Source organism: Mariniflexile maritimum (genome assembly GCF_009746565.1).
Taxonomy (GTDB): Bacteria; Bacteroidota; Bacteroidia; order Flavobacteriales; family Flavobacteriaceae; genus Mariniflexile; species Mariniflexile maritimum.
On record NZ_WRPN01000002.1, the window covers coordinates 203,663 to 219,143 of the forward strand.

The 15,481-nt window shown below is 38.5% G+C and carries 11 protein-coding genes and 1 tRNA gene; 6 read left to right on the forward strand and 6 right to left on the reverse strand.

Annotated features, from left to right (window positions below; genetic code table 11):
* Positions 1–1,037 precede the first annotated feature (1,037 nt).
* Positions 1,038–2,078: a thiamine-phosphate kinase gene (gene thiL / locus GQO80_RS03760; RefSeq protein WP_157206997.1), complete on the forward strand. Its 1,041-nt coding sequence runs from the start codon at positions 1,038–1,040 to the stop codon at positions 2,076–2,078.
* Here the strand turns inward: thiL and GQO80_RS03765 are convergent.
* The 3 genes from GQO80_RS03765 to GQO80_RS03775 form a co-directional block, all read right to left on the reverse strand.
* A complete protein-coding gene (locus GQO80_RS03765) occupies positions 2,075–2,350 on the reverse strand; it encodes an LIM domain-containing protein (protein WP_232333108.1) in 276 nt (91 codons plus the stop codon). The two genes, thiL and GQO80_RS03765, sit on opposite strands and share 4 nt — an antisense overlap.
* Before the next feature lie 70 nt (positions 2,351–2,420).
* Complete coding sequence (locus GQO80_RS03770; RefSeq protein WP_157206998.1) at positions 2,421–2,687, reverse strand: hypothetical protein; 267 nt, start codon at positions 2,685–2,687, stop codon at positions 2,421–2,423.
* Between the two features lie 59 nt (positions 2,688–2,746).
* Positions 2,747–3,526, reverse strand: a complete 780-nt coding sequence (locus GQO80_RS03775) for an alpha/beta hydrolase (RefSeq protein WP_157206999.1) — start codon at positions 3,524–3,526, stop codon at positions 2,747–2,749.
* 144 nt (positions 3,527–3,670) lie between these two features.
* On the opposite strand from GQO80_RS03775, the gene GQO80_RS03780 reads away from it, so the two are divergent.
* Positions 3,671–5,368, forward strand: coding sequence for an FAD-dependent oxidoreductase (locus tag GQO80_RS03780; RefSeq protein ID WP_157207000.1), 1,698 nt, complete (start codon positions 3,671–3,673; stop codon positions 5,366–5,368).
* Between the two features lie 101 nt (positions 5,369–5,469).
* On the opposite strand, the gene GQO80_RS03785 is transcribed toward GQO80_RS03780, so the two are convergent.
* Together GQO80_RS03785 and GQO80_RS03790 are read right to left on the reverse strand one after the other, a co-directional pair.
* Entirely contained in the window at positions 5,470–6,132 is a 663-nt protein-coding gene (locus GQO80_RS03785) for a polysaccharide deacetylase family protein (RefSeq protein ID WP_157207001.1), read from the reverse strand.
* Between the two features lie 3 nt (positions 6,133–6,135).
* Positions 6,136–9,435, reverse strand: a complete 3,300-nt coding sequence (locus GQO80_RS03790; RefSeq protein ID WP_157207002.1) for a glycosyltransferase family 117 protein — start codon at positions 9,433–9,435, stop codon at positions 6,136–6,138.
* 192 nt (positions 9,436–9,627) lie between these two features.
* On the opposite strand from GQO80_RS03790, the gene GQO80_RS03795 reads away from it, so the two are divergent.
* A tRNA-Gln gene (locus GQO80_RS03795) sits at positions 9,628–9,700 on the forward strand.
* Between the two features lie 244 nt (positions 9,701–9,944).
* On the opposite strand, the gene GQO80_RS03800 is transcribed toward GQO80_RS03795, so the two are convergent.
* Complete coding sequence (locus tag GQO80_RS03800) at positions 9,945–10,769, reverse strand: universal stress protein (RefSeq protein WP_157207003.1); 825 nt, start codon at positions 10,767–10,769, stop codon at positions 9,945–9,947.
* Between the two features lie 133 nt (positions 10,770–10,902).
* Between GQO80_RS03800 and rimP the strand changes: the two genes are divergently transcribed.
* Genes rimP through infB form a run of 3 tightly spaced genes read left to right on the forward strand, consistent with a single transcriptional unit; the run spans position 10,903 to position 15,480 of the window.
* Entirely contained in the window at positions 10,903–11,364 is a 462-nt protein-coding gene (gene rimP / locus GQO80_RS03805; protein WP_157207004.1) for a ribosome assembly cofactor RimP, read from the forward strand.
* 13 nt (positions 11,365–11,377) lie between these two features.
* On the forward strand, positions 11,378–12,610 hold the full coding sequence (gene nusA / locus GQO80_RS03810) for a transcription termination factor NusA (protein WP_157207005.1): 1,233 nt from the start codon (positions 11,378–11,380) through the stop codon (positions 12,608–12,610).
* 32 nt (positions 12,611–12,642) lie between these two features.
* Positions 12,643–15,480 (forward strand): translation initiation factor IF-2, encoded by a 2,838-nt coding sequence (gene infB, locus GQO80_RS03815; protein ID WP_157207006.1) that lies wholly within the window; start codon positions 12,643–12,645, stop codon positions 15,478–15,480.
* Position 15,481 lies beyond the last annotated feature (1 nt).

Sequence of the window (15,481 nt, forward strand, 5' to 3'; positions counted from 1 at the left end):
AAGACAATTCGCCTCAATCCAAGTCTTTTAAAGACAATTGAAGAATTGTCAAAAAATGAAAATAGGACTTTCAATAATACTGTTGAAACTCTATTATTAAGAGCTACGGGTTCTTTGAAATAATACAAATATATTTTATATATTTGTTCCGTTCGAAATACAAAAGACGTTTACGTCAATTTAAAAGTTATGTGAGAAAACTAACTAATGCGCTCCGCAGATTGTTGCTATTAACAAAAATTTATTCTCACTAACAAAACAAAGCCTTGTTTTCCGCAAACAAGGCTTTTAGTTATCATATAGTTTGATAGCGCCCAATAATTTGGTCTGGACCTTAATTGCAAATATTGGGTTGTACCAAGTTCATTAAATTGATGTCAAATGTCAATATTTCGAACAAAAAACGGCAAAAGACAGATGTTGATATTCCGTAGATGGAAACTTGATAAAAGTGGAAATCGGGTTTATCCGAAGAAAGCAAAAGCGTTTGCAATCTGGTTAACACTGTAGCTTAGCGGCAGCTGTTTATAAGGAGGTTTTGTGGAGCCTCCTTTTTTTTATTAAGCTAATATATGTTTAACGATTTTAATATACAAAATATTTTGCATTATACCGTAATTTTTTATCAAATTATTACTTTTAGTCGATATATTATGATTATTCTTTCAAATAAAAGCTAAAAATAATTTTGCTTCCGACCGTTAGTAATCTGCCTTCCCTCAAAGAAAATAAATTTTTCAGTGTGTCAATTAACTTTAGAACTGATAAAAAATACGTTTGGTAACACCGTGTAAAAAAATTGCTACTTTAGGCTTGCACTAAGTTTGTTGCTCTGTTTGCCTGCTTCCGATTTCCCTATGGAAAATCGCCGCACACAAATATGCAACTTTCTTTATACATAAACGTTTTATAGGTTTTTCTTATCGTTTTAAAAAAGGGGTGTTTCATTATGTTTTTGTAATTTATTAGCAGATTTTATACATTTTTATTAGCGATAGGGTAGGCATTATTATAAATAGGCTTCTTATTTTTGTGGCATGATAGAAGACAAAAATCAACACCGCACCCAATTAAGCGATCTGGGTGAATTTGGACTTATAGACCATCTCACAAAGAATTTCAAGATACAGCACGCCTCAACTATAAAGGGTATAGGTGATGATGCTGCGGTTTTAGAGTTTAAAAACAACAAAATGGTGGTTACTACCGATTTGTTGGTTGAAGGCGTTCATTTCGATTTAAGTTATATGCCCTTAAAACATTTGGGCTACAAGGCTGTAGTTGTTAATCTGTCGGACGTGTATGCGATGAATGCAAAAGCAACCCAAATTACGGTATCGATTGCGGTATCCAACCGATTTCCTTTGGAAGCTCTTGAAGAATTGTATGCAGGAATTGAAACGGCTGCAAAAATTTACAATGTTGATGTGGTTGGTGGCGATACCACGTCTTCAAACACCGGTCTTTTAATTTCGGTTACCGCCATTGGCGAAGTGCAGCTGCCCGTTTATAGAAATGGTGCAAAAATTAACGACTTGTTGGTGGTTTCGGGCGATTTAGGGGGTGCTTTTATGGGCCTACAAGTGCTGGAACGTGAAAAAGAAGTGTATAAAGTAAACCCCAATAATCAACCAGATTTGGAGCCTTATACCTATATAATTGAGCGCCAATTAAAACCGGAAGCCAGAAAGGATATTGTTCAGTTGTTAAAAGATTTGGGCGTAACACCCACCGCTATGATTGATATTAGTGATGGGTTATCTTCGGAAATTATTCATTTATGTAAGCAAAGTGGTGTTGGTTGCGATTTGTATGAAGAGAAAATACCTTTGGATCCTCAGGTTATTTCAACCTGCGAAGAATTTAATATCGATAGTACAACCGTGGCCTTGAATGGCGGCGAGGATTATGAATTGTTATTCACCATAGCTCAAGAAGACTTTCCCAAGATTAAGGCCAACCCCAATTTTAGCGTGATAGGTTATATAAAAGAAGCCAGTGAGGGCATCCATTTAGTGACCAGGGGTAACACAAAAATCGCGATGAAGGCACAAGGGTGGAAAAACTTTGAGGCTTAAACCAAAAGAAGCTCGTTTTCTTTTTTAGGTTTGGGCTCTTTTTTTTGCAATATCTCACCTAGTTTGGAGACCCTAGAAAGCCGTTTGTAGTGAATGCGCTCTAGCACATCATTAATTTCCTTAAATTTTGGTGTAAGTTCAATGAGGCTGCCATTACCACTGGTGGTGAGCTGTTTTTTGCAGTTTTTGCACGAGTATTCTTTAACATGATAGGTAACATGCCGTGTAACAACGTACTCATGCCCAAATACCAGACAAGGGATGCTTTTCATTTAATGCTATTATTAGTTTGGTTAGGGACTATGAAGCTATGAAAAACATTTAAAAGTTATTAACAATTTATCAACAAATCGACGAAAGGGCTATTTTCTTCTTTGAACGTTCTCTTCTGCTGTTGTAAACATGTTCTAAAATGGCATTAATTTCCTTGAATTTTGGCGTAAGCTCAATTAAATTGCCGTTACTATTGGTGGTTAATTGTTTTTTACAATGTTTGCAAGTGTATTCTTTTACATGGAAGGTAACTTTTTTACTAATTACATAATCGTGTCCAAAAAGATTGCAGTACATTTTAGGGATTAAGGTAGGTTTGTTAGTGGTTATTTTCATGATTTGAACATTTTAAAGAGACTAAATGTACAAAAAAAATGAAATAAAACGATAAAAAGCTAAATAAAATCGACAAAATGTTTTATTTGTAGTAAAAAATCGTTTTTATTTTCAATGTGGCTCATGTGGCCATCAGGAAATCCAACTATCTTAACATTGGTATTCCTTGTTTGGGCTATAAGGGAACTGTAATCGAGCGCGGGGTCTTTTTTGCTGATGATCATCATTTTTTTAAAGCCCGGGTTTTTAAGGATATGAACGTTGTTGGGTCTAATTTTCATGCCTTCAAGGGCGGCAATTATGCCTTGTAAGGGTGTTTTTAGGGCTTGTTCGGTTATTTCCTTGATTTTTTCCGCAAAAATAATACGGTTTTTGGGTCGGAATAAATTTTTAACCGCAATTCGAATAAAGGTTTTATAATTTTGTTTCACGGCCATAATGGCACGGTCGCGGTTTTGTTTTTTTTCGTCTGTATCCGGAAGTGCCGTAGAATTCATTAAACAAAGCCCATGTAAACGCTGTGGGTTTTTTTCCGCGAAAGCGAGCGCCACATAACCGCCCATCGAGTGACCAATAATTATAGATTGGGTAATATTTAAATGCTTAAGTACCGCTTCAACAGCTTCCGCCATCTGTTCCATGGTATGCAGGTAGCCTAGGCATCCTGTTTGGCCATGGCCTAATAAATCTATGCAAATAATTCTGTTTTTTTTAGTTAATTCAGGAAGGAAGGCATCCCACATGGTCGAGTTCTCTAAAAACCCATGCAGTAGCACAACAGGCTTTCCAACGCCATTATCGGTATAAAAAATGGGGATATTTTTAAACGTTACTGTCATTTTTTTTAAAAGTTACGCTGCAAATATAATGGTTTGTGAATTAAACCAGGGAAACACTATTGGTTTTACGAAATCGATAGCGTAACAATTATTACATTCCAATTAAAAGAATTGATGGACATTTGGGCATAAATTTCAATTAAAATGAAAAAAATCATCGTCATTGGAGGTTTGTCCGCAGGGCCTTCAGCAGCAGCAAAAGCACGACGCGAGCATGAACAGGCCCACATACTTTTGTTTGAAAAAGGGGCGCACGTTAGTTACGCTACCTGTGGCATGCCTTATGCGTTTTCGGGTGTTATCGAGAGCAGGGAACGCCTTATGGTCGTGAAACCGGAATTGCTTAAAACCCGCTTTAATATTGATGTGCGTTTAAACGAGGAAATAATAAAAATTGATACCAAAAATAAAATAGTGTTCTCCCACACGAATAGTTATGAGTACGACACCTTAATTTTCGCAACAGGAGCCAGCTCTATTGTGCCACCAATACACAATATTAAACTGGCGCATAATTGGTCCACTTGTCGTTCTATGGCCGATTTTGATAAAATAACACAAGAAGGATTAACGGCGGCCTCACGGCACATAACCATAATTGGAGCCGGATTAATAGGTGTTGAAGTTGCCGAAAACCTAAAGGAAGCGGGCAAAACCGTAACTTTAATTGAAGGTTCTTCGCATGTATTGAATATGTGGCAGAAAAAATTTGGGAATTTTGCCGAAAACATTTTAAAAGAAGAAGGCATCCACGTATTAACAGATACGTTGGTTACTAAATTTGACATAGATAGTAACGGAAAAATACAGAACGTAATCACCAAAGATGGTAAAACCATTCCAACCGATTTTGTCATACTAAGCGTTGGCATTAAACCAAATACCGATTTATTGCTCGCAGAAGGTGCAGAAGCCATTGAAAACGGCGCATTAAAAGTGAACCAATTTATGGAAACATCCATTAAAGATGTGTTTGCTGCTGGAGATAATGTGTCCATTAAAAATTTACAAACCAATGCATACGATTATTTTCCTTTAGGAACACACTCCAATAAGGCGGGTCGTGCTGCAGGGGCCAATGCTGTGGGTAGAAGCATTGCCTTTAAGGGCGCCTACAAAACAGCCATTGTAAAGGTGTTTAAGTACACGTTGGCAAGAACCGGTTTAAACGCAACCGCACTTACCCAAAAAAACATGCCATTTAAAACGGTTTTAACGGTTGCTGGTGCCACCCCGGGTTATTATCCAGGACAGAAGGATCTCATCACGGAGATTTATTATAATCCAGATACAGAGGAAATTTTAGGGGCCGAACTTTTTGGTGAAGTGGGCGTTGATAAGCGCATTGATGTTTTAAGTACCGCCATATATGCTAAATTGAAAATTACCGATTTGGCTCAATTGGATTTGGCCTATGCACCGCCATTTTCGCCTGCAAAAGATCCGGTTATTGTTTCAAGTTATGTTACAGAAAACATATTAAATGGTAGAACGGAACAAATGTCTGTTGAAGAACTGGAAACCTTCATGCGCACCCATTCCAAAGAAGATTATGTGTTGATAGATGCCAGAACGGTTGAAGAATATGAAAAAGGAACCATTCCCAACGCTGTAAATTTTCCGTTAGATGCTTTAAGAAACCACACGAAAACGATTAAACAACAGGGTAAAAAAGTAATTGTTTTTTGCCAAAAAGGATTGCGGGGGTATCTGGCCGAATTAATTTTAAGAAACAACGGTATGGCCAATGTAGCAAACGTAGCAGGCGGTTTCAAAATATGGCAGATGTATAGTAACCATATTGAAATGCCCCAACAAAAATTGCTTAAAAATCAAATTTAAAACAGGGCTTTATTTTAGAAACATTTCGAGGAAGTACTCCCATTTTCTTTTTGTTTAATATATAGCTTGCGAAATAGTTGGATTTTTAAAAGCGTTCAGTTTTACCGATTTTTTTGTGGTAAGGCTTCAAACAGAAAGTTTTTTTTGCTGAAAAATTCCAACACCCTTGGCAAGGTGTACTGCAGGTTTTTTGAGGCTTTTACGCTATCATGAAAAACAATAATGCTACCATTGGTTGCTTTTGATATAACATTATTAAAACAAGTTTCTTCGGATACATTTTTGTCCCAATCAAAAGACAATACATCCCACATGATGATTTTGTAGCCCAACGCCAAAAGTTTTTTTCCTTGTTTTGGGGTTATCTGTCCGTATGGTGGCCGGAATAAATTCTGAATTCTCAATTCTGAATTCTGAATTTGGGAATCGATTAGGCTTTCCGCTTTCGCGATGTTATCTACATAATCGTTTGCTTTTGTTTTCCAGCCTTTTATATGGTTGTGTGTGTGGTTTCCAATGCTGTGCCCATCTGCAATAATATTTTGAAATATTTCAGGGTGTTTTTCAATATTGTTGCCAATGCAAAAAAAAGTAGCTTTTGCATGATAGCTTTTTAGCATGTTTAAAACCCAATTTGTAATTTCAGGAGTTGGGCCATCATCAAAAGTTAGGTAGATGGATTTAGTATTGGTTGTGATGTCCCAAACATAGTTTGGGAACATCTTTTTTACAAACAACGGTGTTTTAATGGGCGTTAAGGGCATGCCTTACTCTGTAATTAAATTTTTGCTGCTGTCTTGGGCAGGTATGTCAATATCGGTTTTGGGTGCATTTTCATCTTCTTCCCCGTAAAAATGCTTAAAGAGCATCAGGTTTTTGTTGAATATGGCACCCTCAATTTCTGCAAACTTAGGGTCGTATTTGGTTAAAACATCAATTAAGCCCTTGTAACGTTGAATGTCGGTATAAATATCTTCAAACAGGCGTTCTTGGGTTTGTTTTTCCAAACCACCATAATAGGATAGGTTTTCTTGGTATTTTACGGCCACCTGTTTGTATAATTTCTGTGCTTTTTCTTTATTTCCTACTTCGTAATAGGCGCTAATATAAGGCTCTAACAGGGTATAGTACCCAAAATAGTCAACGGGCATGTTGGTCATGGCTATATCGGCTATTTTTTCGGCTTTATCTAGTTTTTTCTCGTTGATCAATTGCTCAATCAATCGGGCTAAATTACCTCGGTAGGTTATGGAATTTTTGCGAGTTTCGGGGTCGTGGTAAATGTCGCCGCCACTGTTTCCCCAATCCCATTTCTTTACTTTTTGGTACATAAGCTCACTATCAACACGTCCCATATCAAAGGGGTTTGCTCTGTCAACAGGTGTTTTTATGGGCACCAGTTTATAGCACATACCATCTAATTGAAGGTAGTCTTTCATCCAAATATAATCGTCATCGCCAAAGCTTCCCCCTGTAAAATAAATGGGGCGTTTCCAATCATTATTCGCAATAATATCCAACATTAACAACCTGTTTTTGTATAAAGCATTTCCTGTTATGTGTATATCAATGTAGGGAACAATTTTATCGGCGTCTTTAGCGGCAACAATGCCATATTTTAGCACGTTTTCTTTGTTTACAGGTATTCTTAAATTATCGGTTGGTAAATAACTTGCTGCTAAATCTTGGTTTCTAACTTGCGAAATATCTACACCTTTTTGTTGTAAAATGTATTTGTACTTGGTTTTAGGGTTGTTACTGGCAATAAAATCTAAAAATTGTTTTACGTTTAATGTATCCTTAATAACCGGTTCGATAACAATATAATCGTTCGTGCCATATTTGTACAAATCGTGCGTTAATTGTGATGGAATTGGTTCGCTTTCGTATGCTTGACGCTTCATCTGGTCAATATACCAATCGGTTTGGAATAAACTGGTATTTACTACACGCACATCGGTTCGATAGCCTTCAATTTCCTGTGCGTACCACAGCGCAAAGGTATCGTTATCACCAATGGTAAACAAAATGCCATCTTCAGCACAAGAATCCAAATACATTTTGGCCATTGCCCTGGCAGTGTATTTGTCTGATCGGTCGTGGTCATCCCAATTATTGGCAGCCAGATTTACCGGTACCAAAACCAAGCATAGCAGCGTCATGGCCGGGGCTAAAACTTTGGGCGACAGGTGTTTTTTTAAGGCTTCATAAAGTGCATACACACCAAACCCGATCCAAAGGGCAAACACGTAAAAAGACCCCACAACCGAGTAGTCGCGTTCTCGAGGCTCAAAAGGGCGCACGTTGGTGTAGAATTGAATGGCGATACCCGTAAACAGGAAAAATACCAGCATAGTCCAAAATAGTTTTTTGTCTTTGTTGAATAAGAAGAAGAAGCCTATTAAACCAAGGATGAATGGTAGTAAGAAATAGGTATTTCTTCCCTTATTGTTTTTAACATCGCTAGGTAAATTATCTTGTGATGCTCCTAAAAGTTTTTCGTCAAGGAATTTGATTCCTGTAATCCAGTTACCGTGGTTGTCGTAACGCCCTTGAATATCGTCTTGTCTCCCAGAGAAATTCCACATAAAATAGCGCCAATACATATAGCCTAATTGGTATTGGACCATATAGGTAATGTTTTGCCATAAACTAGGTTTTTCAACATCGATATAGCTTTTGTAACGCATTAAAAATTTATTGTAATCTTCATAATCAACATTGCCTTTGGCTACATCTTTTTGAAAATTATTGATAACGTTGCGCAACTCATTTTCCATTTGGTACTCCGGTTTTATTTTAAATTTCAGGAAACCAGAAAATGTCATGTAATTTTCGGCATGCTCGCTGCTCCACATTCTTGGTAGGATGGCAGCATGCTTTGAGTTGTAATTTTGTTTTGCATTCTTATAGTCGTTTACCACCACATATTTGCCTTTGGCTTCATCTTTTTCATATTTAGGCTTGTCATCAACATAGGGCTGGTTTTCATCTAAATAAGCATACTGGTCGGTAAACAACGGTCCATAAAACAAGTGCGTTTCTGGGTATTGCTCTAAATTGTAATAAGCTAAAAGCTCGCGGGCACTTGATGGGTTGTTTTCATTTATAACGGTTTGTGCATTGGCGCGTATGGGCAGCATCAACCATGTTGAAAACCCAATGATTATAAAAGTTACACATAAAATGCTCGTGTTAAGGTTTACATAGCCCTTTTTGTGGGTGTAATTTAAAGCGTAGTAAATAATGGCAACCAAAAGAAGACCTGCAATTATAGACCCAGAATTAAATGGTAAGCCCACTGAGTTTACGAAAAATATCTCGAAGGCACTGAAAATTTTAAGAATATTAGGTGCCAAAAGCTTAAAAATGAACAATAAAATAGCTACTGAAATAACATTGGCAATAATGAAATTTTTAACGGTAACCGTTTTATAGTTTTTAAAATAATAAATAAGCCCGATGGCAGGAATGGTCAATAAACCCATAAAATGTACCCCAAACGACAGACCAATAATAAAAGCAATTAAAATAAGCCAACGGTTGCCCCTAGGTTTGTGCATATCTTGTTCCCAACGCAATGCAAGCCAAAACAGCACAGACATAATTAAGGTTGCCATGGCATAAACCTCGGTTTCAACGGCATTAAACCAGAATGAATCGGTAAAGGTAAAGGCCAAACTACCAACCAAACCGCTGCCCAAAATAGCAATTGCTTTTGATTGCGAAATTTCATTTTTAAAGTGAACCAGTTTTTTTAATAGTAAGGTAATGGTCCAGAACATGAATAAAATAGTAAGCGCACTAGAAATGGCACTCATCATGTTAAGCATAAAGCCAATTTGTGAGGGTTCTAGCGCAAACATGGCAAAAAAGGCACCAAGCATTTGAAACAAGGGCGCCCCCGGAGGATGTCCAACCTGTAATTTTGCCGATGTTAAAATATACTCGCCGGCATCCCAAAAACTAACGGTTGGTTCTGCGGTAAGGGTATAGGTAATAAGCGCTATAAAAAAAGCAAACCACCCTAAAATGGTATTCCATTTTTTAAAATTGAAATTGGTCATATTGTTTATTGTAATTATAAAATCCAGAATTCAGAATCCAGAATCGTGAATTCTATAAACCCTTGGCGAATTTAACAATAAATATGGTATTCAAAATGTTTTTAAGTAAACGTTAAGTATTTGCGATTATTTTTTTAAAAAATGCTTGCGAAAATAAAACTTTGTACTAAATTTGCACCCTCAATTACACATTGGCTTATGGTGTAACTGGCAACACGTCTGGTTTTGGTCCAGAAGAGTCTAGGTTCGAGCCCTAGTAAGCCAACATCATCTCAAAAACCCAATTCTTTTAGAGTTGGGTTTTTTGTTTTTTGCGATAAAGCCCATGGGGCGCGAAGTTTATCCCGTTTTCCTGCGGGAAGCCCTAGTAAGCCAACCTCATCTCAAAACCCCATTTTTTTTTTGAGTTTTTTTGTTGAAGTTTCTTTTGTTGAAGTCTCCGATAACTATCAGTTTTTGGAATAAACTACTTCAGCTTCTACATTGCGTTTTTGCCAGAGAATCCTTTTTCAAATCTTAAAGGTCATCACAGGGCGTTTGGCGTGGTTTACCAAATCTTCGCTCACACTGCCATTAAAAAAATGCGAAATTCCTTGTCGGCCATGGGTACTCATGCCAATTAAGTCGGCTTTAATGGATTGAGCAAAATGCATGATGCCTTTTTCAATGGTAACTTCATTGTGGACATGAAGCGAATAATTTAAAAAGTTGAAGTTTTTTATAAAATCCTGCATTCTCGTTTGCGACTCGGAAGTAGTAATGAAATTTTGGGGCGTATTTACCATAAGCAAGTGCATTTTCGCCCCAAAAATAGTTGCAAAACCCAAGGCTTTCCCAAACGGTTTTTTGGCTTCATCCCTAAAATCGGAAGCAAACACAAAATGTTTCGGGTTAAATTGTGGGTGCTCTTTTTTTACCACCAATACGGGGGTTTCCGAGGTGCGCACCACTTTTTCGGTGTTGCTGCCAATAAGCATTTCCATTAAACCGTTTTCGCCGTTGGAACCCATAACTATTAAATCAATTTGTTCTTTTTTGCAAACATGGAAAACACTTTTAAATAGGTCTTGAAACTCTACTTTTTCATGTACCGTAAGGTTTTTTAAATAGTCCTTAGCTTTAAGTTCCTCAAATTGTTTATGGGCCAATTTCATAAAATAAACGGCTTCCGGCAAGTTATTGTAAGTAGTTAAGGGATCTACGGTGTGCAAAGGTATTTCAAGAACGTGCAGCAGGTAAATGTCGCAATGGTATTTTTTGGCCAATTGTGCGGCAACCTTTAAGGCGTTTTCAGCTTGTACGGAAAAGTCGGTTGGAACGAGTATTTTTTTCATAAACAGCAAACTAAGTTGATTCTAAATTTATGAAATATTACTTTAAAAATCAATAAAATATTATATATTTGCACCGTTGAAAGGCTAAAACAAAAGAAGAGGGGACGGGAAGTCCCCTCTTTTCATAAAAAAAATGTTTAAAAACACCGTAACAGATTTACTAGAAGCCGCCCTGAAGGAACGACCAGATTTGTTTTTAATTGATTTTTCAATTCAAGGCGATAATCATATTAATGTAGTGATTGATGGCGATAACGGGGTTTTGGTTGAAGATTGCATGTTTATAAGCAGGGCCATCGAGCATAACATAGATAGGGAAGAACACGATTTTTCCTTAGAAGTCATGTCGGCCGGGGCAACATCGCCCTTAGTAAACAAACGGCAGTATAAAAAAAATGTAGGTAGGGAGCTAACTTTAAAAACAACCTCAGGAAAACTAGAGGGAACACTTGCAAACGCTACCGAAACAAAGATAACATTAGAGTGGAACGTTAGAGAGCCTAAACCCGTAGGTAAAGGCAAAATAACCGTAAAAAAGCAGGCGGTAATCGCTTACGAAGATATTGTAGAAGCAAAAGTTATGATTAAATTTTAATTCAATAAGAGTTATGGAGAATATCGCGTTAATTGAATCTTTCTCGGAATTCAAAGACGATAAGCTAATTGACAGAGTAACGTTGATGGCCATTTTAGAAGATGTGTTTAGAAGTGCCCTAAAAAAAAAATATGGCGATGACGATAATTTCGATATCATTGTAAATCCCGATAAAGGCGATTTGGAAATATGGCGAAACAGGGTTGTTGTGGCCGATGGCGAGGTAGTGGAGCCCAATCAGGAAATTTCACTATCTGAAGCCCGTAAAATTGAACCCGATTTTGAGGTAGGCGAAGATGTATCGGAAGAAGTGAAATTGATCGATTTAGGCAGACGCGCCATTTTAGCATTGCGCCAAAACCTCATTTCTAAAATCCACGAACACGATAACACCATTATTTTCAAGCAATTCAAGGATTTAGTGGGCGAAATTTATACCGCCGAAGTACACCACATTCGCCACCGCGCTGTTATTTTATTGGATGATGAAGGCAATGAAATCGTCCTTCCCAAAGAAAAACAAATCCCTTCAGATTTTTTCAGAAAAGGCGATAATGTTCGCGGGGTTATTGATAGCGTCGAGCTAAAAGGCGCCAAACCAACCATCATCATGTCCAGAAGCTCCCCCGTATTTTTGGAAAAGCTTTTTGAACAAGAAATACCCGAGGTTTTCGATGGCTTGATTACCATTAAAAATGTGGTTAGAATACCAGGCGAAAAAGCCAAGGTAGCCGTAGATTCCTATGATGATAGGATTGACCCAGTAGGTGCTTGTGTGGGCATGAAAGGCTCCAGAATCCATGGCATTGTTCGCGAATTGGGCAACGAAAACATCGATGTCATCAATTACACCAACAATTTACAGCTCTACATAACCAGAGCTTTAAGTCCTGCACGCGTAACTTCAGTAAAAATCAACGAAGAAACCAAACGCGCCGAGGTTATTTTAAAGCCCGAGGAAGTAAGCAAAGCGATTGGCAGGGGCGGTCACAACATTCGATTGGCAGGCCAGTTAACAGGCTACGAAATTGATGTGTTTAGAGAAGGTGCCGAAGAAGATGTTGAATTGAGAGAGTTCTCCGATGAAATAGAAGGCTGGATCATTGAAGAGTTCAGTAAAGCAGGACTGGATACCGCAAAAAGCATTTTAGAACAGGATGTTGACGATTTGGTGAAACGAACCGATTTAGAAGAAGAAACAATTAGAGACGTTATTAGGATCCTTAGGGAAGAATTTGAAGAATAATAACATATATTTGAGTATTTTAAAGGCAATTTATGGCTGACACAATTAGATTAAATAAAGTATTACGCGAACTCAATATCTCTATTGACCGTGCCGTTGATTTTCTAGAATCAAAAGGCATCGAAATAGAGAAAAGTCCGAATACGAAAATTTCAGAAGAAGTACACGTAATCCTTTCAAACGAGTTTCAAACCGATGCCAGCAAAAAAGTAGCATCCAAAGAGGTTGGTGAAGCAAAATTAAAAGAGAAGGAAGTGTTGCGCGAGCAACGCGAGCGTGAGCTTGAAGAAAAACACAAAGAGGCAGCCAAAAAAGAAGAAATCATAAAAGCCTCCAAAACACTTGCAGGCCCCAAACAGGTTGGAAAAATCGATTTGGAGCCCAAAAAGACAATTGAAACTCCTGCTGTTCCAAAGCAAGCCGATAAAGAGGTGTCAACGCACATTGAAGAAGTTGTTCCAAAAACAGTTGAAACACCCCCAGTTAAGGAAGCTTCAGTAAAAGAAACGCCAGTTGATGTGCCACAGGTGGCCCAAACCGAAAAGAAGGCCGAAAACGTTAGGGTAGAAGAAAAAGAAGAACCTGTTAAGCCTAAAGAACAGCCTGTTTCCGAAAGCAAAAAGGAAAAGGTCGTTTCAAAAAGCGCGACCACCAATAACGATGGTGAAGCCATTGCCGAGGAACGCGTAAAAACCAAATACCAAAAACTCACCGGACCCAAAATAGCGGGCGATAAAATTGATTTGTCGCAATTCAATAAGCCCAAGAAAAAGAAAGAAGATAAAAAACCTGAAACCAAAAATGCCGATGCAGGTACCGCTGCTAATAAGAAAAAGCGCCGCCGTATCAGTAAGGTAGGAGGACCACAGCAAACTGGCGATACCACAGCAAACAAACCTGGTAATGATCGTTTTAAGGGTGGCAAACCAGGACAGGCCAGACGCCCCATTCTTAAAGAAGATCCTAGCGATGAAGACGTAAAAAAACAAGTACGCGAAACCCTAGAAAAACTTCAAGGAAAATCAACAAAAGGCAAAGGTGCCAAATATAGACGGGACAAAAGAGAGCATCATCGCGATCAAACCGAACGCCACCTAGAGCAGGAAGCAGCCGAAAGCAAAATCCTTAAAGTAACCGAGTTTGTTACGGCAAGCGAAGTGGCTACCATGATGGATGTACAGGTTACACAAATCATATCAGCATGTATGTCGTTAGGTATGATGGTAACGATGAACCAGCGATTAGATGCTGAAACCCTATCAATTGTTGCTGAGGAATTTGGATTTGAAGTAGAATTTGTAACCGCTGATATTGAAGATTCTATCGAGGTGTATGAAGATAGGGAAGAAGATTTATTGCCACGAGCACCCATTGTAACCGTGATGGGGCACGTAGATCATGGTAAAACATCGCTTTTGGATTACATCCGTAAAGAAAATGTGATTGCTGGCGAATCGGGAGGCATTACACAACATATCGGGGCCTACGGCGTTGAGTTGGATAACGGACAAAAAATCGCATTCTTAGATACACCGGGGCACGAAGCGTTTACCGCCATGCGTGCACGTGGCGCCCAAGTAACCGATATTGCTATTATCGTGGCCGCTGCCGATGATGATATCATGCCTCAAACAAAAGAGGCCATTGCCCATGCGCAAGCAGCAGGAGTGCCTATTGTTTTTGCCATCAATAAAATTGATAAACCTGCGGCGAATCCGGAAAAGATTAAAGAAGGATTGGCACAAATGAATTTATTGGTTGAAGATTGGGGCGGTAAAATACAATCGCACGATATTTCTGCAAAAGTAGGTACCGGCGTAAAAGAATTATTGGAAAAAGTGTTGCTTGAAGCCGAATTGCTAGAGCTGAAGGCAAACCCAAATAAACCAGCATTGGGCACCGTTGTAGAGGCCTTTTTAGATAAAGGTCGCGGCTTTGTATCTACAATTCTGGTTCAAGCAGGTACACTTCGCGTTGGCGATTATGTGTTGGCAGGCAAGAATAGTGGCAAAGTAAAGGCCATGCACGATGAGCGTGGAAATAGCGTTAAAGCTGCTGGACCCTCCACACCAGTCTCTATTTTAGGATTGGATGGCGCACCACAAGCGGGCGATAAGTTTAATGTGTTTGAAGATGAACGTGAAGCCAAACAAATTGCTTCAAAACGCGCACAATTACAACGCGAGCAATCGGTTAGGACTCAGCGCCATATCACTTTAGATGAAATTGGTCGTCGAATTGCATTGGGCGATTTCCAAGAATTGAACATCATACTTAAAGGCGACGTGGATGGTTCTGTGGAAGCGTTGACCGATTCGTTCCAGAAACTATCAACCGAAGAAATTCAAGTGAACATTTTACATAAGGGTGTTGGTGCCATAACCGAAAGCGATGTCTTGTTGGCATCGGCTTCCGATGCCATCATCATAGGGTTCAATGTGCGCCCAGTTGGAAATGCCCGAATGATTGCCGATAAGGAAGAAATCGATATCCGAACCTACTCTATTATTTATGATGCCATCAACGATCTTAAAGATGCTATGGAAGGCATGCTTTCTCCTGAATTTAAGGAAGAGATTTTAGGTACTGCTGAAATTAGGGAGATATTCAAAGTAACCAAAATTGGCAGTATTGCAGGTTGCATGGTTACCAGCGGAAAAATTGTGAAGAGTGCAGGTATTCGTTTAATTAGAGATGGGGTAGTGGTTTTTACAGGTGTACTGGCATCGCTAAAACGATTTAAAGATGATGCGAAAGAGGTTACTAAAGGGTTCGATTGTGGTATGCAAATTAAAAACTTCAACGACATAAAAGAAGGCGATATTATTGAAGCGTTCCATGAGGTAGAAGTTAAAAAGAAACTCAAGTAAC

What these genes read in the sequence shown, in the direction of transcription:
- GQO80_RS03780 (WP_157207000.1), top strand. Translation starts at nt 3,671, where the DNA reads ATGAAAAAAATCATCGTCATTGGAGGTTTGTCCGCAGGGCCTTCAGCA.
- thiL (WP_157206997.1), top strand. Translation starts at nt 1,038, where the DNA reads ATGATAGAAGACAAAAATCAACACCGCACCCAATTAAGCGATCTGGGT.
- GQO80_RS03790 (WP_157207002.1), bottom strand. Translation starts at nt 9,435, where the DNA reads ATGACCAATTTCAATTTTAAAAAATGGAATACCATTTTAGGGTGGTTT.
- GQO80_RS03785 (WP_157207001.1), bottom strand. Translation starts at nt 6,132, where the DNA reads ATGCCCTTAACGCCCATTAAAACACCGTTGTTTGTAAAAAAGATGTTC.
- nusA (WP_157207005.1), top strand. Translation starts at nt 11,378, where the DNA reads ATGGAGAATATCGCGTTAATTGAATCTTTCTCGGAATTCAAAGACGAT.
- GQO80_RS03800 (WP_157207003.1), bottom strand. Translation starts at nt 10,769, where the DNA reads ATGAAAAAAATACTCGTTCCAACCGACTTTTCCGTACAAGCTGAAAAC.
- GQO80_RS03775 (WP_157206999.1), bottom strand. Translation starts at nt 3,526, where the DNA reads ATGACAGTAACGTTTAAAAATATCCCCATTTTTTATACCGATAATGGC.
- GQO80_RS03765 (WP_232333108.1), bottom strand. Translation starts at nt 2,350, where the DNA reads ATGAAAAGCATCCCTTGTCTGGTATTTGGGCATGAGTACGTTGTTACA.
- rimP (WP_157207004.1), top strand. Translation starts at nt 10,903, where the DNA reads ATGTTTAAAAACACCGTAACAGATTTACTAGAAGCCGCCCTGAAGGAA.
- infB (WP_157207006.1), top strand. Translation starts at nt 12,643, where the DNA reads ATGGCTGACACAATTAGATTAAATAAAGTATTACGCGAACTCAATATC.
- GQO80_RS03770 (WP_157206998.1), bottom strand. Translation starts at nt 2,687, where the DNA reads ATGAAAATAACCACTAACAAACCTACCTTAATCCCTAAAATGTACTGC.